The organism is Nocardiopsis sp. TSRI0078 (assembly GCF_001905145.1).
Taxonomy (GTDB): domain Bacteria; phylum Actinomycetota; class Actinomycetes; order Streptosporangiales; family Streptosporangiaceae; genus Nocardiopsis.
Genome location: NZ_LWLB01000023.1, coordinates 321277 through 343977, shown reverse-complemented (window position 1 = coordinate 343977; position 22701 = coordinate 321277). Strand labels below are relative to the sequence as shown.

Below are 22701 nucleotides of genomic sequence, written 5' to 3'. Positions count from 1 at the left end.
CACGTCAGCGGGTGAAGCGCTTGAGCCCGGTGGTGTCCAGGGTGACCCCGATGCCGGGCACCGGAACGGCCTCACCATAAGGGTGGGTGCTCCGGTCCAGGTACTGGCCACGGACAGGTCGGCTGTGCACCACCACGGCGTTGGCGTCCCGGTCCACCAGCAGGTAGACACCGATACCGGTCGCCGCGTAGGCGGCGGGCTTCTCGACACGGTCACGGGCATGGGTGTCGGCGTCCCAGGAGGTGACCTCGACGACGGCCAGGACGCCGCCCGGGTCGGCCCACTCTCCCGCCTGGTCGAAGTGACCGATCGGAGCAAGGACACCGCCGGGGCGGGCGCGACCGTTGCGGTAGGTGTCGATCTTGATACCCAGTCCGCTGGTGAGGAGGTCCAGGTCGGGGCGGTGGGCGATGAATTCGCGCATCATCCAGGTGAGGATCCCTGCGTGGGCTCCGTCTGTCACCTTGTGAACCCAGACCTTCCCGTTGAACATCTCCATACGTACGCGGTCGGCCTCGAACGCCTGTTCCGCAAGGCGCTCGAACAGCTCGGGACCCATGGGGAACGTCGGTGCTTCGGGCGGCGGATGGTGCTCTGCGACGGTCATGTGTCCCCCTGGGCGATACCGGTGGCGGGCGATGGCGACACGGACACGATCTCCGGCCTGGGCGTTCAGCGGCTCGTCGAGGAAGCCGCCGAGTGTGGTGGTCCGGGCCCCACATCGCCAGAATAACGCTGAGGAGGGGCTGAGAGCGTGGCAATGGTGGAACTCTCGGGAAGAGACCGCCCAGGACGTCGCGCGGTTCGCGCCGAGTGTCACCGGGCCGCTACGACCAGGCACCACTGGGTGACCGTACGGGCGGGCGTCCAGCCGGTGAACGTGCCGACGGGTGCGGTGCTCTCGACGGCGACACGGGTCAGCTCCCCTCCGTGGCGCCGGTAGGCGTCCGCGAGCAGGTGCTCGGTCTCCAGCGTCACGCCGTGCACCACGAGCCGTCCGCCCGGCCGCAGCGCCCGCAGGCAGGTGTCGAGAACGCCGGGCCGGGTCGCGCCGCCGCCGACGAACACCGCGTCGGGTGCGGGCAGGTCGGCCAGCGCGTCCGGCGCGCGGCCGGTGACCACGCGCAGCCCGGGGACTCCGAGGCGGCCCGCGTTGCGGCCGATCCGCGCGGCCCGTTCGGCCTGTGCCTCCACCGCGGTGGCGGTGCAGGCCGGGTGGACCCGCATCCACTCGATGCCGACCGACCCCGCGCCCGCGCCCACGTCCCACAGGTGCTGCCCGGGGGAGGGCGCCAGCCGGGCCAGCGCCGAGGCGCGCAGGTCCCTCTTGGTCAGCTGCCCGTCGTGCTCGAACGCGGCGTCGGGCAGGCCCGGAACCAGGCCGTACCGGTGCGGGCCGACGAGCTCCAGGGCCAGCACGTGCAGCGCGGGGGCCCTCCCGGGAGGGGACGCCAGCCAGCCGTCCGCCGTGCTCTCCATGCGTGACTCCGAGTCCGCGCCCAGGTCGCCCAGCACGGTCATGCGGCTGGCGCCGTAGCCGGCGCCGGACAGCAGGGCGGCGACCGCCGCGGGCGTGCCCCCGTCCGAGGAGAGCACCAGGACACGGTGCCCGGGTGCCAGCTCCCGCAGGAGCAGGCGGGGATCGCGCCCGACCAGGCCCACCACCGCGCACCGCTCCGCGGGCCAGCCCATCCGGGCGCGGGCCAGGGCGACCGAGGAGACGGCGGGCTCCACCCGAACGGAGTCCGCGCCCAGCAGTTCGATCAGCGTGGTGCCGACACCGGACACGAGGGGATCGCCGGAGGCGAGCGCGACCGCGGAGGCGCCGCCGAGGGAGGCGAGCAGGGACGGCAGGCCCTCCCGCAGGGGAGAGGGCCAGGCCTCACGGCGCTGCCCGGGCAGGTCAGGCAGCATCGCCAGGTGCCTGCGGCCGCCCAGCACCGCGTCCGCGTCCAGGACGATCCGGCGCAGCCGCTCCGGCACCCCGGGCCAGCCGTCGGCCCCGATGCCGACGACGGTGATCCCGGTTTCCTTGGGGGAGTGCATAGCGACCTTCCTGGCCTTGGCCGAGTTCGTGGTGGAGGTGGGCCCCCGGCTTCCGCCGCGGGGAGGAGGCCAAGCTATCGTGGCGGCCACAGGCACGAGGTGCCCCAACGGCCCAGCCATCGGAAACGGTGGGGACGGCGGGAGGGGAGAATCTGGGAAGTCCGGTGAGATTCCGGCACAGGCCCGCTGCGGTGAACCGAGCCTCCGTGAAGGAGGACCCGGCAAGTCCGAAGACCGGCCTCGCGCCCGCCCCTTACCGATGGCGAAACGAGCGGGAGCCTCACATGCCATTGCGCACGGCGCACTACCCCTTCTCCGCGATCGTCGGCTGCGACGCCGAGGAACTCGACGACCTGGGCCTCTCCCTCGTCCTCACCAGCGTCTCGCCGGAGATCGGCGGCGTCCTGGTGCGCGGCGAGAAGGGCACGGCCAAGTCCACCGCCGTCCGGGCCCTCGCCTCCCTGCTCCCGCCCGTCGACGTCTACCGGGGCGACCGGTTCTCCGTGGACCCCGCCGATCCGGCGCAGCGGTCGCCGGACGGACCCTTCGAGCCCGGCACGGCCGTGGAGAGCCGTCCGGTGCGGCTCGTCGAACTGCCCGTCGGCGCCACCGAGGACCGCGTCCTCGGCTCCCTGCACCTGGAACAGGCGCTCACGCACGGCAAGGTCGCCTACGAGCCCGGCCTGCTGGCCCGGGCCCACCGCGGGCTCCTCTACGTCGACGAGGTCAACCTGCTCCACGACCACCTGGTCGACCTCCTCCTCGACGCCGCCGCGACCGGCCGGGTGACCGTGGAACGCGACGGGTTCTCCGTGGAGCACGCGGCCCGGTTCCTGCTCATCGGCACGATGAACCCCGAGGAGGGCGAGCTGCGGCCCCAGCTCCTCGACCGGTTCGGGCTCACCGTGGAGGTCGCCGCGCCGCGCGAGCCCGCGGCCCGCGCCGAGGTGGTCCGCAGGCGCATGGCCCACGACTCCGACGCCGCCGCCTTCGCCGCCCGCTACCGCGAGGCCGAGGAGGCCCTCGCCGAGCGCATCGCCGCGGCCAGGGAGGCGCTCGGGCGGGTGCGGCTGTCGCAGGCCGCGCTGCTGAAGATCGCCGAGGTGTGCGCGGCCTACGACGTGGACGGCCTGCGGGCCGACATCGTCACCGCGCGCACGGCGGTGGCGCACGCGGCCTGGCAGGGCCGGACCTCGGTCACCCGGGCCGACATCCGCCGCGCCGCCACGCTCGCCCTGCCGCACCGGCGCCGGCGCAACCCCTTCGACGCGCCGGGGCTCGACGAGGAACTCCTCGACCGGATCCTGGGCGAGGAGGAACCGCCGCCCGACCCCCCGGAGCCGCCGGGCCCGGGAGGGGCCGACGACTCCGGCGGCCCCGACGACCCCGCCGGGCCCGGGGACCCCTCCGGCTCCGGCGGTCCAGGCGACCCGTCAGAGTCCGGCGACCCCTCCGACCCCGACGGCGCCCCGAACGCCGACGGCCCCGGCGAGGCCCCGAACGGCGGTCCGGACGAGCAGGGCCCGTCCCCCGCGCCCGCCGAACGGGAACCGGTCGGCTCCGACGACTCCCCGGCGCCCCGCCCGGCCGGCGACTCCCCGGCTCCGGCCACGGCCGCCGCCCCCTACCGGACCCGCCTGTTCACCGCGCGGGGATCCGGGGAGGGGGCCGACGGCAGGCGCAGCCGGGCCGTCGGCGTGCGGGGCCGCCGGATCGGCTCCGCCCCGCCCGGCCGGGGAAGCGGCGACTCGCTCCACCTGGGCGAGACCATCCGGGCCGCGGCGTCCCGGCCGCGGGACGGCGGCCGCATGCGCCTCCACCCCCGCGACCTGCGCGTCGCGGTCCGCGAGGGCCAGGAGACCAACCTGGTCCTGTTCTGCGTCGACGCGTCCGGCTCCATGGCCGCGCGCAAGCGCATGACCGAGGTCAAGACCGCGATCCTCTCCCTCCTCCTCGACGCCTACCGGCGCCGCGACAAGGTCGGCCTGATCACCTTCCGGGGGCAGGGCGCCGAACTCACGCTGCCGCCGACCCGCTCCGTGGACGCCGCCGCGGCCCGCCTCGACGACCTGCCCGCCGGAGGGCGCACCCCGCTCGCCGAGGGACTGCTGGAGGCGGCCCGCGTCCTTCGGCGCGAGCGCCTGAGGGACCCGCGGCTGCGCCCGCTCCTCCTCGTCGTCACCGACGGCCGGGCTACCGGCGGACGGGGCGCCGTCGGCCGTGCGATGGGCGCCGCCGACCACGTCGCCGGGCTGGGCGTCACCACCGTCGTGGTGGACGGCGAGTCCGGCCCGCTGCGCCTCGGCCTCGCCGCACGACTGGCCGCCCACCTGGGAGCCGACCACCTGCCCGTCGGCGAGGTCAGCGCCGACGCACTGGGCAGTGCCGTACGAGAGAGGGCCGCCTGATGCCTCAGGGACAACCGCTCGTCGTTCCCGACGACGGGCTCACCACGCGGCAGCGCCGCAACCAGCCGCTGCTCGCCGTCCACACCGGTGACGGCAAGGGCAAGTCGACCGCCGCGTTCGGCCTCGCGCTGCGCGGCTGGAACCAGGGCTGGCGGATCGGGGTGTTCCAGTTCGTCAAGTCGGCGAAGTGGCGCATCGGCGAGCAGACCGTGCTGGAACGCCTGGGACGGCTCCACGAGGAGACCGGCGAGGGCGGCCCGGTGGAGTGGCACAAGATGGGCTCGGGCTGGTCGTGGAGCCGCCGCAAGGGCAGCGCCGAGGACCACGCCGCGGACGCGGCCGAGGGCTGGGAGGAGATCAAGCGGCGGCTCGCCGACCAGACGCACGACCTGCTCATCCTCGACGAGTTCACCTACCCGATCAACTGGGGCTGGATCGACGTCGAGGACGTCGTGGCCGCCCTCGTGGACCGCCCCGGACGCCAGCACGTGGTGATCACCGGCCGCCGCGCCGACCCGCGGCTGGTGGAGACCGCCGACCTCGTCACCGAGATGGCGAAGGTCAAGCACCCCATGGACGCCGGCCGCAAGGGCCAGCGGGGGATCGAGTGGTGACGTCCCCGGCCGCCGGGCCGACGGCCCTGCCCCGGCTGATGATCGCCGCCCCCATGACCGGGCAGGGCAAGACCACGGTCGCGACCGGGCTGATGGCCGCGCTGCGCGAGGCCGGGCACGTGGTGAGCGGCCACAAGGTGGGACCCGACTACATCGACCCCGGCTACCACGCCCTCGCCACCGGGCGCCCCGGCCGCAACCTCGACCCCCACCTGGTCGGCGAGGAGCGGGTGGCGCCGCTGCTCCTGCACGGGGCGCGCGGCGCCGACGTCGCCGTCGTCGAGGGCGTGATGGGCCTGCACGACGGGCGGATCGGCACCGGCGGGTTCGCCTCGTCCGCGCACGTGGCGTCCCTGACCCGGACGCCGGTGGTGCTGGTCGTGGACGTGTCCAGGATGTCCCGTTCGGTGGGCGCGCTGGTGGCGGGCATGGCCGCGTACGACCCGGCGGTCGAGGTCGTCGGCGTGATCCTCAACAAGGCGGGCTCGGAGCGCAACGTCGCCGAGATCACCCGGGCCACACGCCTGCCCGTCCTCGGCGTGGTCCACCGCGACGAGCGGATCGCCAGTCCCTCACGGCACCTCGGGCTCGTCCCGGCGTCCGAGCGGGCGGAGTCGGCGCACACGGTCGAGCGGCTCGGAGAGCACGTCGCGCGCCAGGTGGACCTGGACGCGCTGCTCTCCCTGGCCCGCTCCGCGCCCGCCCTGGACGCGCGGCCCTGGGATCCGGCGCACGCGCTGGAGGCACCATCCGCGACGTCCCGGCGGCCGGTGGTCGCGGTGGCGGGCGGCCGGGCCTTCACCTTCCGCTACACGGAGACCGAGGAACTGCTCACCGCCGCCGGCTGCGAGGTCGTCGGCTTCGATCCGCTGGGCGACACCGGACTGCCCGCCGGCACCCGGGGCGTCTACCTCGGCGGAGGCTTTCCCGAGGTGTACGCCGGTCGGCTCGCCGACAACCGGAGCCTGCTGGCCGAGTTGCGCGAGGCGGTACGGGAGGGGGTGCCGACCGTCGCCGAGTGCGCGGGCCTGCTCTACCTCGCCGAGTCGCTCGACGGCGCGCCCATGGCCGGGGCCGTCCCCGCGCACGCCCGGATGGCGGAGCGGCTCACCCTGCGCTATCCCGAGGCGGTCTCGCCCGGTGACACCCTGCTGACCCGGGCCGGGGAGAGGGTCACCGGCCACGAGTTCCACCGCACCCGGACCACCCCCGGTGCCTGCGGTGAGGGCCCGGCGTGGGAGGTCGAAGGCGCACCGGAGGGCTTCGCCTCTCCGACGCTGCACGCCTCCTATCTCCACGTCCACTGGGCCGGACACCCACGGATCGCCGCCCGTTTCGCCGAGGCCGTGCACGCCGCTCCGGCCACGGCACCCGCCAAGCCCTCTCCGACCACCCGGACGACCGTCCCCGGCACCGAACCGGTGGCCGATCCGCTCCGCCACCACGGTGACGCCGAGGCGCGCGGCGGACTGCTGGACCTCGCCGTCAACGTCTACCCGGGGGATCGGCCCGCCTGGCTCGACCGGGCCCTGCGCGAGAGCCTGGACCACGCCGCCGTCTACCCCGACCCGGAGCCCGCCCGAGCCGCGATCGCCCGTCGGCACGCCCGGCGGCCCGCCGAGGTCCTGCCGACGGCGGGTGCGGCGGAGGCGTTCACCCTGGTCGCGCGGCTGCGGCCGTGGCGGCGCCCGGTGGTGGTGCACCCCCAGTTCACCGAGCCGCACGCCGCGCTGGAGCAGGCCGGGCACACCGTCACGACCGTGCTCTGCGCGGCCGGGGACGGTTTCGCGTTCGACGCGCAGACCGTCCCCGACGACGCGGATCTCGTGGTGGTAGGCAACCCCACCAACCCCACCGGTGCCCTGCACCCGGCGGCGGCGCTGCGCGGGCTGTGCCGCCCCGGTCGGCTGGTGGTGGTCGACGAGGCCTTCATGGACGCCCTGCCCGGGGAGCCGGAGTCCCTGGCGGGCGAGCGGATCGAGGGACTGGTGGTGCTGCGCAGCCTCACCAAGCACTGGTCGATCCCGGGCATCCGGGCCGGGTACGTCGTGGGGGACGAGACCGCGGTGGGCGAGCTGGGCCGGGCTCAGACGCCGTGGTCGGTGTCCGCGCCCGCGATCGCCGCCACCGTCGCCTGCATGAGCGACGAAGCGAGCGCGGAAGCGGGGCGCCGGGCCGAGGAGCTCGACGGCTGGCGTGCCGACCTGGAGGCCGGGCTGCGGGAGGCGGGACTCGGGTTCGTCCCCTCCAGGGCCCCGTTCGTACTGGTGCGGGCAGGCGAGGGAGTCCACGCGCGGCTTCGGGAACAGGGGATCGCCGTACGCCGGGCCGACACCTTCCCGGGGCTGGACGCCGCCTGGGTGCGCGTGGCCGTACGGCCCCCGGAGACCACCCGGCGCCTGCTCTCCGCCCTCGCCCGGACACGCGGGGCGGAGGGGGAGCCGCACGGCGCCCGCGTCTGAGCACCCGGGCGACGGCGTCCCCGCCGGCGCGCCGACCGGAGATGTCGCGGGTGTGAACCAGGAGCCTTCCTGCGCCGTTGCTCCTGCTCCTGGCGGCACTGCCGGCGTCCCACAGTGCCGCCAGGAGCAGGATCGACGCGGGTGCGGGTGCGCCCGGACGGCCCTCGACCCCGGTCCCGCCCTCCACAGCTCTCGGCGGACGGTCTCACCACACCCGCTCGCACCTCACCCCAGGGCGCTCACCCAGTCGAACGCGGCCGCCACGTCGTGGACGGTGGGCACGCCGGGCGGGCCCGGCGGACGCCGCACCACCACGACCGGGACACCGAGCAGCCGCGCGGCCTCCATCTTCGGCCAGGTGTAGGTGCCGCCGGAGTCCTTGGTGACCAGGACGTCCGCGCGGTGTCCGTCCATCAGGTCCAGTTCACCGTCGAGGGTGTACGGCCCCCGGCTGGTCACCAGACGCCAGTCCGCGGGCAGTGCGAGTTCGGGAGGGTCCACCACCCGGGCCAGGACCGCGCGCCCGCCCAGGGCGGGCACGAGGCGGGCCAGCTCCTGGCGGCCGACCGTCACGAACGGCCGCCCGCCGAGCCCGGCCGCCAGCTCCGCCGCCGCCTCGTGGGTGTCGGCGTAGTGCCAGGCCGGGTCGGGGTCCCAGCCGGGCCGTTCCAGTCGCAGCAGGGGGAGGTCGGTGCAGGCGGCGGCCGCGTTGGCGGTCATGCCGAGCGCGAAGGGGTGGGTGGCGTCCACCACCGCGTCGTAGGCGGTGAGCGCCGCGCGCAGCCCGGGCACCCCTCCGAAGCCGCCGATCCGCACCCTGCCCACGGGCAGGCGGGGCCGGGCCACCCGCCCGGCCAGCGACGTGGTCACGTCGACGCCCGCCTCGACCAGCAGGGCCGCCAGTTCACGGGCCTCGGACGTGCCGCCCAGAAGCAGCAGCCTCACCGGAGGAGACTGGGCCGGAGGCCTCGGTCGGGGGTGGTGGCCCGTTTCCGGCGCGGAGCGCCCACCCGGGCGATGGTGGGCGACGGGCGAGCCTCCAGGAGCCAGCGCGGGCAGACCCGCCGGGGCTCCCTCGCGGGCGAGGGCGAGCAGCGCGTCGACGTCGAGGTGCCGCTCCACGAGGTCGGCGAGCAGGTCCAGGCGCCGCTCCCGGGCGTCGGCGAAGCGCACGCCGGACGGCTCGTGGCCGAGCGCCTCGGCGAGGAAGGCGGTGCGGAAGGCGTCGCCCTCCAGGCTGCCGTGCCACATGGTGCCGAAGACGTTCCCCGAACGCGCTCCGCCCAGGAACTCCTCCGCGCCGCCGCCGGCCGTGATCCGGCCGTGGTGGATCTCGTAGCCGTGCGCGGGCGCGCCGAGCGCCTTCCCGGACGGCAGGCGAAGGGTCTTCTCGGCGGTGAACTCGGTCCGTACGTCGAGCAGCCCGAGGCCGTCCGCGCACGCACCGGGCCCGGCCTCGACGCCGTCCGGGTCGGTGACGCTCCCGCCGAGCATCTGGAACCCGCCGCAGACGCCGAGCAGCGGCCTGCCGCGGCGGACGTGCTCGACGATCGCCCGGTCGAGCCCGCGGGAGCGCAGCCAGGCCAGGTCGGCGAGGGTGGACCGGGTGCCGGGGAGGACGACCAGGTCGGCGTCGGCGAGGTCGCGCGGCCCGGAGGCGAAGACGACGTCGAGGCCGGGCTCCAGGCCGAGGGCGTCCACGTCGGTGAAGTTGCTGATCCGGGGCAGGCGCACCACGGCCACCCGCCGGACCCCTCCTGGCGGCGGCCCGCCGCCCTCGTCCGCCCGGCGGCCCTCCAGGTCCAGGGCGTCCTCCGAGTCCAGCCACAGTCCCGGGTCCCACGGCAGGACGCCGTACACCCGGCGGCCGGTGAGGCGTTCGAGGTCCTCCAGCCCGGGCCGGAGCAGTCCGGCGTCCCCGCGGAACTTGTTGACCACGAAGCCCGCCATCAGCGCCTGGTCGGCGGGTTCGAGCAGGCCCACCGTGCCGTACAGCGCGGCGAAGACGCCGCCCCGGTCGATGTCGCCGACGACCACCACGGGCAGGTCCGCGTGCCTGGCCAGGCCCATGTTCACGTAGTCGCCCGCCCGCAGGTTGGTCTCGGCGGGGCTGCCCGCCCCCTCGGCGACGACCACGTCGTAGCGGGCGGACAGGTCGTCGAAGGCGGCGTGCGCCGCCTCGGCCAGATGGCGGCGGCCCGCCTCCCAGTCCGACGAGGACACGTCCCCGGCGGGGTGCCCCAGCAGCACGGCGTGGCTGCGCCGGTCGCCGCCCGGCTTGAGGAGCACGGGGTTCATGGCGGGCTCCGGCGTGGCGCGGGCGGCCAGCGCCTGCACCCACTGGGCCCGCCCGATCTCCGCCGGGCGGCCGTCGGGGCCGTGGCAGACCATGGAGTTGTTGGACATGTTCTGCGCCTTGTACGGCGCGACCCGCACGCCGCGGCGTGCGAAGGCCCGGCACAGACCGGTGGTGACGACGCTCTTGCCGGCGTCGGAGGTGGTTCCGGCGACCAGCAGCCCTCCCACCCGTCGCCCGCCATCGCCCATGGGGGCGCTACGCGCGGCACGTGGGCCACCACCCTCAACGGACGGCCTCCGGCCGCGGTCCTTCCTACTCACGCCGGCCTCCTCAGCAGTGCGACGTCCATCACCCAGCCCGCCTGGGCCCTGGCCCTCCTCCGGCGCGCGGCGATCTCGAGCAGCACCTGACCGACCCGTCCGGCGACCAGCTCCTCCGTGTCGGTGCCCAGGTTGGCCCCCCACCAGACCGACCAGTGCTCCAGACCCGTGAACTCCGGCTGCCCGCCGAGCATGACGACGATGTTGTCCTGCCCGGCGGCCACGGCCTCGCGCAGCCTGCGCGCCGGCGTGACGTGCACCGGGCGGCCCACCTCGTGCAGCACGATCCGGTGCCGCGCGGCGAGCAGCTGCGGGGCGCTGACACCGGGGAGCACGTCGTGTTCCACCGGAACGACCCCCCGCGCGGCGATCCGCTCCACGATCCGCAGGGTGGAGTCGTACAGGGCCGGGTCCCCCCAGACCAGGAACGCCGCGGTGCCGCCGCGCTCGCCGAGCACCCGCTCGTAGGCGCGGACCCGGGCCTCGTGCCAGGCGGCGACCGCGGCCGCGTAGTCCGCGGGATCGTCGCGGTCGCGCTCCGGGTCGGGCACGGCGACCAGGGGGACGCCGTGCGCGTCGCAGACGGCCCGGCGCAGGGCGAGCAGCCCGTCGTCCTCGCGTTTGCGGGCGGCCACCGCGTAGTCGCAGCCCCGCAGCGCGTCGGCGACCTCCCGGGTCAGGTGCCGCGGCCCCATGCCGATGCCGAGGATCCGCACTCTCACTGGGACCGGTCCTCCAGGTCGCCCTCGACCTCCAGGTAGGTCTCCTGGAGGGCCTCCAGCGTCGCCGGGTCCGGCTCGGCCCACAGCCCGCGCCGGGCGGCCTCGTGCAGCCGCTCGACGATGCCGTGCAGCGCCCACGGGTTGGAGCGGCGCAGGAACTCCTGGGTCTCGGAGTCGAGCACGTACTCGGCCGCGAGTCTCTCGTACATCCAGTCGTGGACGACGCCGGCCGTGGCGTCGAAGCCGAAGAGGTAGTCGACGGTGGCGGCCAGTTCGAAGGCGCCCTTGTAGCCGTGGCGCCGCATGGCCGAGATCCAGCGCGGGTTGACCACCCGGGCCCGGAACACGCGGGCGGTCTCCTCGGAGAGGGTGCGCGTGCGTACCGCGTCGGGCGCGGTGGAGTCGCCGACGTAGGCCTTGGGCTCGGCGCCGGTGAGGGCGCGGACGGTGGCGATCATGCCGCCGTGGTACTGGAAGTAGTCGTCGGAGTCGGCGATGTCGTGCTCGGCGCTGTCGACGTTCTTCGCCGCGACCCTGATCCGGCGGTAGTTGGCGCGCATGTCGTCGGCGGCCGGGACGCCGTCGAGGCCGCGCCCGTAGGCGAAACCGCCCCAGGCCGTGTAGACCTCGGCGAGGTCGCTGTCGTCGCGCCAGTTGCCGGACTCCACGAGCTGGAGGATGCCGGCGCCGTACGAGCCGGGCGCGGAGCCGAAGATCCGGGTGGTGGCGCGGCGCCGGTCGCCGTGCGCCTCCAGGTCGGCGCGGGCGTGGGCGCGGACGAAGTTGCGCTCCTCCGGCTCGTCGAGGTCGGCGACCAGGTTCACGGCGTCGTCCAGCATGGCGACCACGTGGGGGAACGCGTCGCGGAAGAAGCCGGAGATGCGCACCGTGACGTCCACGCGCGGGCGGCCCAGCTCCTCCAGCGGCACCACGTCGAGCCGGCGGACCCGGCGGGAGGCCTCGTCCCACTCCGGGCGCACGCCCAGGAGCGCCAGCACCTCGGCGATGTCGTCGCCGGACGTGCGCATGGCGGAGGTGCCCCACACCGACAGGCCCACCGACTCCGGGTAGGTCCCGGTCTCCTCCAGGTGGCGGCGCAGCAGGGAGTCGGCCATGGCCTGCCCGGTCTGCCAGGCGAGCCGGGAGGGGACGGCGCGGGGGTCGACGGTGTAGAAGTTGCGGCCGGTCGGCAGCACGTTGACCAGGCCGCGCAGCGGGGAGCCGGACGGGCCCGCCGGGACGAAGCCGCCCGCCAGGGCGTGGACGACGTGGTCGAGCTCGTCGGTGGTACTGGACAGACGGGGCACCACCTGCGTGGCGGCGAACTCCAGGACGCGGCACACCTCGGGGTCCTCGTGCAGGCCGGCCGCGGCGGCCGGGTCCCAGCCCGCCGCCTCCATCCGCTCGACGAGGCCGCGGGCGCTCGCCTCCGCCTCGTCGACCTCGCCGGTCGGGGCGTCCTCCTTCAGGCCGAGGGCGGACCGCAGGCCGGGCACCGCCGCACCGACCCCTCCCCACACCTGGGCGGCGCGCAGGACGGCCAGGACCAGGTTCACCCGGGCCTCGCCCGCCGGCGCCTCGCCGAGCACGTGCAGGCCGTCGCGGATCTGCGCGTCCTTGATCTCGCACAGCCAGCCGTCGACGTGGAGCAGGAAGTCGTCGAACTCCTCGTCATCCGGCCGCTCCTCCAGGCCGAGGTCGCGGTGCAGCTCCGCCGCGCGCATCAGGGACCAGATCTCGCCCCGGACGGCGGGCAGCTTGGCCGGGTCCATGGCCGCGATGTTCGCGTGCTCGTCGAGCAGCTGCTCCAGGCGCGCGATGTCGCCGTAGGTCTCCGCTCGGGCCATCGGCGGGATGAGGTGGTCGACGACCGTGGCATGGGCGCGCCGCTTGGCCTGGGCGCCCTCGCCCGGGTCGTTGACCAGGAACGGGTAGACCAAGGGCAGGTCGCCGAGCACCGCGTCGGGACCGCAGGCGGCGGACGGCGCGGCGTTCTTGCCGGGCAGCCACTCCAGCGAGCCGTGCTTGCCGAGGTGGACGACGGCGTGGGCGCCGAAACCGTGTTCCAGCCAGCGGTAGGCGGCCAGGTAGTGGTGGCTCGGGGGCAGGTCGGGGTCGTGGTAGATGGCGATCGGGTTCTCACCGAAGCCCCGGGGCGGCTGGACCAGGACGACGACGTTGCCGGCGCGCAGCGCGGCGAGGACGAGCTCGCCCGCGTCGTTCACGTACAGGCGGCCGGGCGCGGGCCCCCACGCCTCGGCCATCGCCTCCTTCAGGGAGGCGGGCAGGCCCTCGGTCCAGGCGGCGTACTCCTCGGGCGTGATCCGCACCTGGGCGTCGGTGAGCTGGACGGAGGTCAGCCAGTCCTCGTCCTGGCCGCCCGCCGCGATCAGGGCGTGCATCAGCGCGTCGCCGGCCTCGGTGTCGTCGGGCAGGTCCAGGCCGGGGAGGTCGCCGGGCTCGCCCAGGTCGTAGCCCTCGGCGCGCAGCCGGCGCAGCAGGCGGACCAGTGAGCGGGGCGTGTCGAGCCCGACGGCGTTGCCGATGCGGGAGTGCTTGGTCGGGTAGGCGGACAGCACGACCGCGAGCCGCTTCTCGGCGGGGGGCACGTGCGGCAGCCGGGCGTGGGCGACCGCGATCCCGGCCAGGCGCGCGCAGCGCTCCGGGTCGGCGACGTAGCGGGGCAGCCCGTCGTGGTCGATCTCCTTGAAGGAGAACGGCACGGTGATGATCCGGCCGTCGAACTCGGGGATGGCGATCTGGCTCGCCGAGTCGAGCGGGGTGACGCCGTCGTCGGAGGCCTCCCACTCGGCGCGGGAGCTGGTCAGGCACAGGCCCTGCAGGACGGGGACGTCCAGGGCCGCCATCCGTTCCACGTCCCACGCCTCGTCGTCCCCGCCGGCGCTCGCGGACGCGGGCACGCTGCCGCCCGCCGCGAGGACGGTGACCACCAGCGCGTCGAAGCCGCCGAGAGCCTCGAACAGCTCGTCGGGCGCGGAGCGCAGCGACCCGGCGAACACGGGGACGCCCACGGCCTGCCCGGTCGCGTCGACGGCGTCGGCCAGGGCGTGCGCGAACGCGGTGTTGCCGCTGGCCTCGTGGGCGCGGTAGTAGAGGATGCCCACCCGCGGGAGTGTCGTGCTCTGGGGCACGTCACGGGCGGCGAGGCCCCACGGCGGGACGGGCGCCGGCGGGTCGAAGCCCTCGCCGGTCAGCAGCACGGTGTCCGACAGGAAGGCGTGCAGGCGCCCGAGGTTGGCGGGTCCGCCCTCCGCGAGATAGCGGTGGGCGTCGGTCGCCACGCCGACCGGGACGGTGGAGTGCTCCATCAGCTCGGCGCTGGGCTGCTGCTCGCCGCCGAGGACGACCAGCGGTGTGCCCCGCTCCCGGACGGCGGCGAGGCCGGGCCACAGGTCGTGCGGGGAGCCGAGCAGCCGCACCACCACGAGGTCGGCGCCCCCGACCGCGCCGGTGAGCTCCGCGTCGGAGGCGCGGGACGGGTTCGCCCACGCGTACGCGGAGCCGCTGGCCCGCGCGGAGAGCAGGTCGGTGTCGGACGTGGACAGCAGTGCGATCCGTGCCGTCATGGCCGGATTCCTCCCTCGGGGTTCTCGCCCCATCGGCGGTCGGACCGCTCGCGGCCAGTGTCTGGCTGGACCCCCGTGACGGGGGTCTCACAGTGGCGGAACCGCCCCGGACTCGCACCGGGTTCCTGCGCCACGAGCGAAGAATCCACACCTTAGCCCGCCGCTTCCGCCTCCCTTCCGGCGGGGCGGTCCGGGGCCGGCCCGGCGAACCGGGACGGCGGCTCGGCGCCGCGTCGCAGGAAGCGGATCACCGGGTGCCCCGGACCGGGGGTGACCTCGGCCCGGACCCCGTAGACCTCCTCGATGAGGGACGGGACCAGCACCTGGGAGGGCGTGCCCTCGGCGACGGCACGGCCCTCCCGGAGCACGAGCAGGCGGTCGCAGTACATCGCGGCCAGGTTGAGGTCGTGCAGGGCGATCACGGTGGTGACCGGCAGGTCCGCGACCAGCTCCAGCAGGTCGAGCTGGTACTGGATGTCGAGGTGGTTGGTCGGCTCGTCGAGCAGGAGCTCGCTCGGCTCCTGGGTGAGGGCGCGGGCGATCTGGGCGCGCTGGCGCTCGCCGCCGGACAGCGTGTGCCAGGACTGCCCGGCCCGGTCGGTGAGGCCGGTGCGTTCCAGGGCCGCCGCCACGGCGCGCAGGTCGGAGGCGGACATGACCGACCAGGGGCGGCGGTGCGGGACGCGCCCCAGAGCCACGACGTCGCGGACCGTCAGCTCGGTCTGGGTGTGCGCGTTCTGCTGGACGGCGGCGATGCGCCGTGCCGCGGCGCGGCGCCCGGTCCGGGCCAGCGGTCGGTCGTCCAGGGTGACCACGCCCGCGGACGGCGCGAGGACGCCGGCGAGCAGCCTCAGCAGTGTGGACTTCCCGGAGCCGTTGGGGCCGAGCAGGCCGACGGTCTCGCCGGGGCGCGGGGCCACGGTCACGCCGTCGACGACGAGCCGGCCGCCGACGAGTCGGCTGACGCGGTCGGCGCGCAGCCCTCCCGCCCGTCGCCCTCCACCGCCCTCGACGGACGCCTCCGGCGCGGTTCCTGCTTCCCGTCGCCCTCCACCGCCCTCAACGGAGGCCCTTCGGTCCCAGCCCTTCCCACTTCGTCTTCCTCCACCGCCCTCAACGGAGGCCCTTCGGTCCCAGGCCCTCCCACTGCCTCCCCCGCCGTGTTCGGCGGGCACCTCCGGCACGGCTGCGCCCTCCGGCCCCCCGGAGGGCGGCACGCCGGTCGGGACGGGGCCGCGGGCCGCCGCCTGGTCGGAGTCGTTCACGTCTGCCTCCTGGTTCGGTACAGCACGGCGATGAAGGCGGGCACGCCGACGAGGGAGGTCACCACCCCCACCGGGATCTCCTGCGGGTCCAGCGCGGTGCGGGCGACCGTGTCCACCCACACCAGGAAGACGGCCCCGCTCAGCGCGGTGACGGGCAGGAGCCTGGCGTGGGCGGAACCGGTGAGCGCACGCGCGGCGTGCGGCAGGACCAGGCCCACGAAGCCGATCGCCCCGGCGGAGCTGACCAGGACCGCGGTGAGCAGGGCGGTGGCGCTCAGGAGCAGCAGGCGGGCCCGGGCCACCCGGACACCCAGGTTCGCCGCGGCCTCCTCGCCGAAGGCGAAGGCGTCCAGGGTGGTGGTGTGGGCCAGGCAGACGGAGAGCACGACTGCCAGCACCGCCGCGCACAGCGCCACGTCGGCCCATCCCGCGCCGCTGAGGGAGCCGAGCAGCCAGAACAGCACCCCCCGCGTGGTCTCGGCGTCCGCCGAGGTCAGCACGGTGAACGAGGTCAGCGCCGAGAACAGCTGCATGGCCGCGACCCCGGACAGCACGACGCGGTCCATGCTCCCGCCCAGGCTGTGGCTGAGCAGCATCACCATCCCGAAGGAGAGCAGGGCCCCGGCGAAGGCCCCCGCCGACAGCGACACCGCTCCGGCGCCCCACCCGAGGACCATCACGGCGACCGCCCCGGTGGAGGCCCCGGAGGAGACCCCGAGCACGAAGGGGTCCGCCAGCGGGTTGCGGAGCAGGGACTGCATGACCGCGCCGCACAGGGCCAGCCCCGCCCCGCACACCGCGGCGAGCAGGGTGCGGGGCATGCGGAGGTTCCACACGATGCCCTCCCGCAGCGGCGGCAGGGGGCTCTCACCGAAGCCGAGGCGGGAGGCGACCGACCTCCAGACCTCGGCCGGGGTGATGTCGGCGGGGCCGATGGTCACGACGACCGAGACCGACACGGCCAGTACCGCCAGACCACCGGAGACGAGCAGCGCGAGACGCGCACCGCTCACTGGGCGAGCCCGAGACCGCGCAGACCGTCGGCGACCTGCTCGATCCCCTCGACCGTGCGGATCGTGGGGTTCATGGCCTGGCCGCTGAGCAGGATGTACCGCTCCTCCCTCACCGCGGTGAGGTTGCGGGTGGCGGGGTTGGACTCCAGGAAGTCGATCTTCGCCTCGGCGGTCTCGGCCGTCTGGGACTCGCGGGTCAGGTCGCCGAGCACGATGACGTCCGGGTCGCGGTCGGCGACGGTCTCCCAGTTGATCTGGGGCCACTCGTCGTGGGTGTCCGCGAAGGCGTTCTCCGCGCCGACCGCGCGGGTGATGACGCCGGGGGCGCCGCAGCAGCCCGCGAGGTAGGGCGACTGGGAGTTGGCGAACCAGTACATGAGGGACACGTCCGAGGCGTTCAGACCGTCCGTCGCCGTGCCCACCCTCTGTTCCAGCCGCGCGACGAGTTCCTCCCCGCGCTCCTGCACACCGAAGACCCCGGCCAGGTCGCGGATCTCGCCGTAGACGGTGTCGAGGGTGAGCGGCTCGCTGCGGGAGCCGTCCCCTCCGCCGTCGTTGTCCTTGCCCGCGGCGCAGTCGGACGGGGAGACGTACGTGGGCACGCCCAACTCCTCGAACTGCTCCCGGGTGGCGACGCCGCCCGTGCCGAGCGTGGAGACGAACGAGGCGGTCACGAAGTCCGGCTCGGCCTCCAGGACCCTCTCGAAGGAGGGGTTGTTCTCGGCCAGCCGCGGGATGCCGGCGTTGGCCTCCTCCAGTCCCTCCATGACCGGGTCGGTCCAGGTGGCGGTGCCGACGAGGCGGTCCGCCAGGCCGAGGGAGAGGAGGATCTCCGTGCTGCCCTGGTTGAGGGAGACGACCCGCTCCGGCGCCGCGTCGAGGGCGACCCGGTGTCCGCAGTTGTCGATCGTCCGGGAGGCGCCGGTGGCGGCGGACCCCTCCCCACCGGTCTGCCCGCCCCCGGACGGGCCGCAGGCGGTGAGTGACAGGGAGGAGGCGAGGAGGAACGCCGTGGGGCGGAGCGCGTGACGCAACATGGGGGTGCCTTGGATGTCGGGGCTCGAACGCGGAGCCTGGCCTTGGTCGTCCTCCGCGCGCTCGGCGCGAAGGTGCCAGCAGGTCTTCGGACTCGGGTTCGCCCGGACAGGGTGCCTTCCCGGGTCGGGGCCGCGTCGACGCTCAGGTCGGCACGGCCTCGCCCCAGTGGCGCACGTACCCTGCCCGTCCCCCTCACCGCTGCGCGTCAGTTCCGGATTCTCACCGGATTCCCTGACCACGAACGAACGTGGTGCGACTGGCCCCGGCAGGGTATCAAGGCCCGGCCGGCGCCCTCCGGGGCGGAGAGGTCACGTGGCCGACCGGACCGCGCCTCATCCGGGAGCCGGGGTGTGCCGGGCGATCCAGGCCCGTGTGCGCCGGGGATCGGCCAGGTCGTCCCAGAAGCGCTCGGGGTAGTTGAACCACTCGGTGAACTCGTCGGCCAGGGAGCGGTTGCGGCTCAGCTCCCCGAGGAAGCCCAGGAAGTCCTCGGGCAGGGTCTCCAGGTTCTCCATGAGCAGGTTGGTGGTGCGCGTCGCCGACAGGACGCGGTCCTGCCTGCGCCGGTCCACGTGCTCGACGAAGCGGCGGTCGAAGACGTCCTGGCGGACGATCTCCTCGGCGACCACCCACGCGGCGTGGGAGGCCATGTTGGCCCCCTGCCCGAGCAGGGGGTCCACGGTGGCGTGCGCGTCGCCGAGGGCGAGCACGACGGTGCCGTCGTCCAGAACCGTGTGCGTACGGCGCACCACCGGGGTGACCGCGCCCTGGACGATGCCGCGCGGACCGTCCAGGGGGCCGAACTCCGCCGGGTCGATCCGCTCGAAGCACGCCGGGTAGTACTCGCGGATCAGGCCCAGGGCGAGCTCTCGGTAGGCCTTCGTGTCCTCCTCGTAGGGGGTGGCGGCCAGCGCCTCCAGGTCGGAGCCGTAGTGGTTCTCGATGACCAGGGACATGACCCGGCCCTGGTCGGTCCATGTGGGGATCTCGATCATCTCGCCCGCGCCGGGGCAGACGTGGAAGGTCACGTTGGGGGTGGGCTGCTGGTCGATGCCGGTGAACAGTCCGGCGCACAGTGCCCGCCGGGGGCGGGTGAAGGGCGAGTGCGCGGGGTCGCGGTCGAACATCCGCGCGAACGGGCCGCGTCCGGTGCACACCACGAGCAGGTCGAACCGGGAGGCCAGGGAGGGGAGGTCCTCGGGCGAGAGCCGGCCGAGGACGAGTTCCCCGCCGCGCTCGGCGAAGTCCTCGGTCAGCCGGGGCTGGTAGATCCGGTAGTCCACGGCCCGGCTGGGGGCGCGGAACACGCCCGCGAAGGCCGTGGGCTCCGGGCCGGGGCCCACCCGGTACTGGTGCCCGGGGTAGCCGTACTCCTCCGAGGGCCAGTGGTCCACGCCGAGGGCGCGCTCGCGTTCCACGGTCACCGCGTGGTGGGCGACGGTGTTGAGCACCTTCGACCGCCGCTGCTCGTCCGGTGAGCGCTCGGTGAAGAGGGTGACCTCCACACCGTGCCGCAGCAGGTGGAGGCCGAGGTGCAGGCCCGCGGTTCCGGCGCCGATGACGCCGATCCTCTTGCGCACGTTTCTCCTGGGGGTCAGGGGGGATGTGAGGGTGTGGATCCTTGCGAGGGCGGGATCTGTCGGGGCCGGTGCCGGGGCGCCCCGCCCCTCACCGATGGTGATCGTACGCACCCCGCCGCGTCCCGACCAGGGGTGTGGGGCAACGGTGGTTCCCCGGCCGGGACAGCGATCGGAAGGACATGTTCATGGAGGAGGCGATCGGTCTCGTCGCCGCCGTCCTCGGTCTCGTCGTCGCCGCGGGAGCGGCACACTACGTCAGGAGCGCCACCAGGGACGGAGCGCTGGAGAGGAACGCCTTCCTCGGGTTGCGGACGAGGGCCACCCTGTCCTCCGACCGGGCCTGGCGGGAGGGGCACCTGGCGGCGGGTCCCTGGCTGGTGGCGGCCGTGAGGGGCGGATACCTCGCGGCGGCGGCCGCGGCCGCGGCCGCCCTCGCGGCCATGGCGGCCGACGCCTTCCTCCTCCTCGCCTGGGCCGCAGTCGCCGTGGGATACGCCGTCCTGCTGGCGCTCCTGGTCATCGGGACGGTGCGTGCCGACGCGGCGGCCAAGGCGTCCCCGCGGGAGGGGGCCCGGTAGACGGCGGCGTCCGCCCGGCCGGAACGGCGAATCCGTTGTATGCGGAGAGTGATCTTCCGTGCCCTATGGGTATCGATGGCGGCGGGAGTTGTTTCCACGCGGGCATGCGGCGGTCCGCCGAGTCCGGGGGTGGTGAGGGGACATGCGGTATCCGAGCGGTCCCCTGCGCGCCGGGTGGGGGCGTGTGGTCCACGCGTTCTCGCAGGCGCGACAACGCCTGTCCGACAACAAGTGGTCGGTGCTGCAGGCCGCCGTCGCCGCGACCGCGGCGTGGATCATCGCGGGCGGCCTCGTCGACGACCACTCCCCGTTCTTCGCGCCGATCGCCGCGGTCGTCGCGCTCAACACCGTGGGCGGTGAGCGCGGGACCAACGCCGTGCGGATGCTGCTGGGCGTGGTCATCGGCATCGTCGTCGGTGAACTGTCGATCATCCTCACCGGCGGTGGCTACGTGGCCATGGCGGTCGCCATCGGCGTGGCGATGACGATCGCGGTCGCCGTCGGCGCCGCGCGCCTCGTGCTCGCCCAGGCCGCGGCCGGTGCGATCCTCACCGTGGCCTTCGCCGACGGCCAGGTGGGCCTCAGCAGGCTCACCGACGCCCTCATCGGAGCCGGTGTGGCGCTCGTGATGAGCCAGCTGCTCTTCCCCACCCGGCCGACCGTCCGGCTGCGCCGTATCGAGACTGCCGCCCTGTTGGAGATCGTCCGCCTGCTCGACGCGACCGGACGCGCCCTGGAGGAGGACGAGGACCCCTCCCTGCGGACGGTGGACCGCCTGGGCGCCCTGAGCAGGCCGATGGCCGACCTCAGCCGCGCCCAGGAGAACAGCCACCGCACCGTGCGGTGGACCACCGCGAGGTGGACCAGCCCCGGTCCGCTGCGGTACGAGGACGAGAGGGTCGACCGGCTCATCATCCTCGGGGAGAGCTGCCTGTCGCTCGCGCGGACCGCGGCCGCCATGGACCTGGACGAGCGCCGGCGCATCGCACCGGTGGTGTGCGAGATGGCCGCCGTCCTCGACGTGCTCGCCGACGACCTCGGCGACCGCGCCGCGCGCCAGCGCGCGGTCGACCTGGTGCTCGACGTGGCCCGGCCGTTCGGCGACGACCCGGCCGGCGACCCCGTGACCGCGGCCACCCACCTGTCCGTGCAGATGGTCGCCACCGACATCATGCTGTTCGCCGGACTCGAACCCGAAAGGGCCGCGCAGGCGCTGTCGGGCGAGGAGGACGTGCCGAGGGTCGCCCACCCGCCGAAGGAGCCGTGGCTGCCGTGGCCGCGGGGGAGCACCTCCCCGCCCGGGGGCCGCGGCCGCCGCCGGCCCTTCCGGCGGCGCCGCTGACCCGAAGGTCAGCCGTGCGCGCCGCCCAGCAGCTTCTTCTGGACCTTGCCCATGGCGTTGCGCGGCAGGGCGTCCACCACACGGACCTCGCGCGGGCGCTTGTGGACCGACAGGCGGGCGGTCGCGAAGTCGAGGACGGCCCCCGGATCGATGCCCTCACCCACCAGGTAGGCGACGATGCGCTGGCCGAGGTCGTCGTCGGCCTCGCCCACCACGGCGGCCTCGCGTACCGCGGGGTGGCCGAGCAGCGCGGCCTCGACCTCGCCCGCGCCGACCCGGTAGCCGCCGGTCTTGATCATGTCCACCGACATCCGCCCCGCGATCCGGTGCCATCCGTCGGTGTCGCGGACCGCCGCGTCGCCGGTGCGGAACCAGCCGTCGTCGGTCCACGCCGCCGCCGTGGCCCCGGCAAGCCCGAGGTAGCCGTCGAACAGGGTGGCGCCGCGCACCTGCAGTTCGCCGATGCTCTCGCCGTCGGAGGGGACGGGTTCGCCGTGCTCACCGCGCAGCCGCGTCTCCAGACCCGCCAGCGCCGTGCCCACCCAGCCGGTCCGCCGCGGCGCGTCGGCGCGCGCGGCCACGGTGATCAGCGTCTCGGTCATCCCGTACCGCTCCACCGGATGGTGGCCGGAGGCCGCCCGCAGGCCGTCGGCCACCGTGTCGGGGAGCGGGGCGCTGCCCGACACCAGCAGCCGGGCCCCGGACAGGGCGCGGGCACTGGCGGGGTCGCGGACCACGCGCGACCACACGGTCGGCACACCGAAGAACAGCCGCCCCTTCTCCTTCTCCGCCGCGGCGGCGTAGGCGGCGGGGGAGGGGCGGACGGTGTGCACCAGCGGGCCGCCCACGCGCAGCGCCCCCAGCACGCCCAGGACCAGTCCGTGCACGTGGAACAGGGGCAGGCCGTGGACCAGTACGTCGTCGGGCGTCCAGTCCCAGGCGTCGGCGAGCGCGTCCAGGTCGGCGGCCACGGCCCGCCGCGACAGGACGGCGCCCTTGGGCGGCCCGGTGGTCCCGGAGGTGTACATGACCAGGGCGGCGGCCTCGGACGGGGGTTCGGGCACCGTGTGGGAGGAGCGCTCCGCCGGGTCCACGGGCACGGCGGGCAGGTCGGTCCCCTCCTGAGGGGTCCCCAGCCACAGTTCGGCGCCGGAGTCGCGCACGATGTGGCGGCGCTCGGCGGCCGCGGCGTCCGCCGGGACCGGGACCACGGGGACCCCGGCCAGCAGACCGCCGACGACCGCGACGACCGTCGACAGCGAGGCCTCCCCGTGCACGGCGACGGCGCGGGCACCCGTGATCCGCCCGGCCACGGCGGCCGCCGCCGACCACAGCCCCTCGCGGTCGAGCCCCTCGTCACCGACCCTCACCGCGGGCCCCTCGCCCGCGCCGGCACCCAGCAGCATGTCCCGTTCCCGTCCGTCGCC

The 22701-nt window shown here is 75.1% G+C and carries 15 protein-coding genes, 1 pseudogene and 3 riboswitches; of the genes and pseudogenes, 5 read left to right on the top strand and 11 right to left on the bottom strand.

Features of this window, described 5'->3' with window-relative positions:
• Window positions 1-4: 4 nt before the first annotated feature.
• Both A6A08_RS15800 and cbiE read right to left on the bottom strand, forming a co-directional pair.
• A complete protein-coding gene (locus A6A08_RS15800; protein WP_073703352.1) occupies window positions 5-607 on the bottom strand; it encodes a Uma2 family endonuclease in 603 nt (200 codons plus the stop codon).
• A gap of 209 nt (window positions 608-816) precedes the next feature.
• On the bottom strand, window positions 817-2046 hold the full coding sequence (gene cbiE, locus A6A08_RS15795) for a precorrin-6y C5,15-methyltransferase (decarboxylating) subunit CbiE (protein ID WP_073703351.1): 1230 nt from the start codon (window positions 2044-2046) through the stop codon (window positions 817-819).
• Between the two features lie 96 nt (window positions 2047-2142).
• Window positions 2143-2288: riboswitch (cobalamin riboswitch) on the top strand.
• A 48-nt stretch (window positions 2289-2336) separates the two neighbouring features.
• On the opposite strand from cbiE, the gene A6A08_RS15790 reads away from it, so the two are divergent.
• Genes A6A08_RS15790 through A6A08_RS15780 form a run of 3 tightly spaced genes read left to right on the top strand, consistent with a single transcriptional unit; the run spans window position 2337 to window position 7530 of the window.
• On the top strand, window positions 2337-4454 hold the full coding sequence (locus tag A6A08_RS15790; RefSeq protein WP_073703350.1) for a VWA domain-containing protein: 2118 nt from the start codon (window positions 2337-2339) through the stop codon (window positions 4452-4454).
• Window positions 4454-5068, top strand: coding sequence for a cob(I)yrinic acid a,c-diamide adenosyltransferase (cobO, locus tag A6A08_RS15785; protein ID WP_073703349.1), 615 nt, complete (start codon window positions 4454-4456; stop codon window positions 5066-5068). The genes A6A08_RS15790 and cobO overlap by 1 nt, the downstream gene beginning before the upstream one ends.
• 38 nt (window positions 5069-5106) lie before the next feature.
• A complete protein-coding gene (locus A6A08_RS15780) occupies window positions 5107-7530 on the top strand; it encodes a cobyrinate a,c-diamide synthase (RefSeq protein ID WP_073703557.1) in 2424 nt (807 codons plus the stop codon).
• A 225-nt stretch (window positions 7531-7755) separates the two neighbouring features.
• Here the strand turns inward: A6A08_RS15780 and A6A08_RS28265 are convergent, their stop codons facing one another.
• The 8 genes and pseudogenes from A6A08_RS28265 to styA all read right to left on the bottom strand — a co-directional run bounded on the left by A6A08_RS28265 (window position 7756) and on the right by styA (window position 19354).
• Entirely contained in the window at window positions 7756-8475 is a 720-nt protein-coding gene (locus A6A08_RS28265; protein ID WP_199866960.1) for a cobalt-precorrin-6A reductase, read from the bottom strand.
• Window positions 8476-8559: 84 nt separating this feature from the next.
• A pseudogene (locus tag A6A08_RS15770) lies at window positions 8560-10077 on the bottom strand (cobyric acid synthase); the annotation flags it as partial.
• A 68-nt stretch (window positions 10078-10145) separates the two neighbouring features.
• Complete coding sequence (gene cobF, locus A6A08_RS15765; RefSeq protein WP_073703348.1) at window positions 10146-10871, bottom strand: precorrin-6A synthase (deacetylating); 726 nt, start codon at window positions 10869-10871, stop codon at window positions 10146-10148.
• Window positions 10868-14458 (bottom strand): cobaltochelatase subunit CobN, encoded by a 3591-nt coding sequence (gene cobN / locus A6A08_RS15760; protein WP_073703347.1) that lies wholly within the window; start codon window positions 14456-14458, stop codon window positions 10868-10870. Before cobN ends, cobF begins: the two co-directional genes overlap by 4 nt.
• 34 nt (window positions 14459-14492) lie before the next feature.
• Window positions 14493-14608: riboswitch (cobalamin riboswitch) on the bottom strand.
• 2 nt (window positions 14609-14610) lie between these two features.
• Window positions 14611-15438 (bottom strand): ABC transporter ATP-binding protein, encoded by an 828-nt coding sequence (locus tag A6A08_RS15755; protein WP_073703556.1) that lies wholly within the window; start codon window positions 15436-15438, stop codon window positions 14611-14613.
• A 281-nt stretch (window positions 15439-15719) separates the two neighbouring features.
• A complete protein-coding gene (locus tag A6A08_RS15750; protein ID WP_073703346.1) occupies window positions 15720-16736 on the bottom strand; it encodes an iron ABC transporter permease in 1017 nt (338 codons plus the stop codon).
• Window positions 16733-17773, bottom strand: a complete 1041-nt coding sequence (locus A6A08_RS15745) for an ABC transporter substrate-binding protein (RefSeq protein ID WP_073703345.1) — start codon at window positions 17771-17773, stop codon at window positions 16733-16735. The genes A6A08_RS15750 and A6A08_RS15745 overlap by 4 nt, the downstream gene beginning before the upstream one ends.
• 59 nt (window positions 17774-17832) lie before the next feature.
• Window positions 17833-18050, bottom strand: a riboswitch (cobalamin riboswitch).
• Between the two features lie 56 nt (window positions 18051-18106).
• Window positions 18107-19354, bottom strand: coding sequence for a styrene monooxygenase subunit StyA (gene styA, locus A6A08_RS15740; RefSeq protein ID WP_073703344.1), 1248 nt, complete (start codon window positions 19352-19354; stop codon window positions 18107-18109).
• Window positions 19355-19539: 185 nt separating this feature from the next.
• Here styA and A6A08_RS15735 point away from each other — a divergent pair, with 185 nt between their 5' ends.
• Window positions 19540-19932 (top strand): SdpI family protein, encoded by a 393-nt coding sequence (locus A6A08_RS15735; RefSeq protein WP_158069284.1) that lies wholly within the window; start codon window positions 19540-19542, stop codon window positions 19930-19932.
• Between the two features lie 142 nt (window positions 19933-20074).
• Window positions 20075-21274, top strand: a complete 1200-nt coding sequence (locus A6A08_RS15730) for an aromatic acid exporter family protein (protein ID WP_073703342.1) — start codon at window positions 20075-20077, stop codon at window positions 21272-21274.
• Between the two features lie 8 nt (window positions 21275-21282).
• On the opposite strand, the gene A6A08_RS15725 is transcribed toward A6A08_RS15730, so the two are convergent.
• Window positions 21283-22680, bottom strand: a complete 1398-nt coding sequence (locus A6A08_RS15725) for an AMP-binding protein (protein ID WP_073703555.1) — start codon at window positions 22678-22680, stop codon at window positions 21283-21285.
• Window positions 22681-22701 lie beyond the last annotated feature (21 nt).

Coding starts and splice junctions, on each gene's coding strand:
- A6A08_RS15730 (WP_073703342.1), top strand. CDS start 20,075: ATGCGGTATCCGAGCGGTCCCCTGCGCGCCGGGTGGGGGCGTGTGGTC.
- A6A08_RS15725 (WP_073703555.1), bottom strand. CDS start 22,680: ATGCTGCTGGGTGCCGGCGCGGGCGAGGGGCCCGCGGTGAGGGTCGGT.
- A6A08_RS15780 (WP_073703557.1), top strand. CDS start 5,107: ATGATCGCCGCCCCCATGACCGGGCAGGGCAAGACCACGGTCGCGACC.
- A6A08_RS15745 (WP_073703345.1), bottom strand. CDS start 17,773: ATGTTGCGTCACGCGCTCCGCCCCACGGCGTTCCTCCTCGCCTCCTCC.
- A6A08_RS15800 (WP_073703352.1), bottom strand. CDS start 607: ATGACCGTCGCAGAGCACCATCCGCCGCCCGAAGCACCGACGTTCCCC.
- A6A08_RS15735 (WP_158069284.1), top strand. CDS start 19,540: ATGGAGGAGGCGATCGGTCTCGTCGCCGCCGTCCTCGGTCTCGTCGTC.
- cbiE (WP_073703351.1), bottom strand. CDS start 2,046: ATGCACTCCCCCAAGGAAACCGGGATCACCGTCGTCGGCATCGGGGCC.
- cobO (WP_073703349.1), top strand. CDS start 4,454: ATGCCTCAGGGACAACCGCTCGTCGTTCCCGACGACGGGCTCACCACG.
- cobN (WP_073703347.1), bottom strand. CDS start 14,458: ATGACGGCACGGATCGCACTGCTGTCCACGTCCGACACCGACCTGCTC.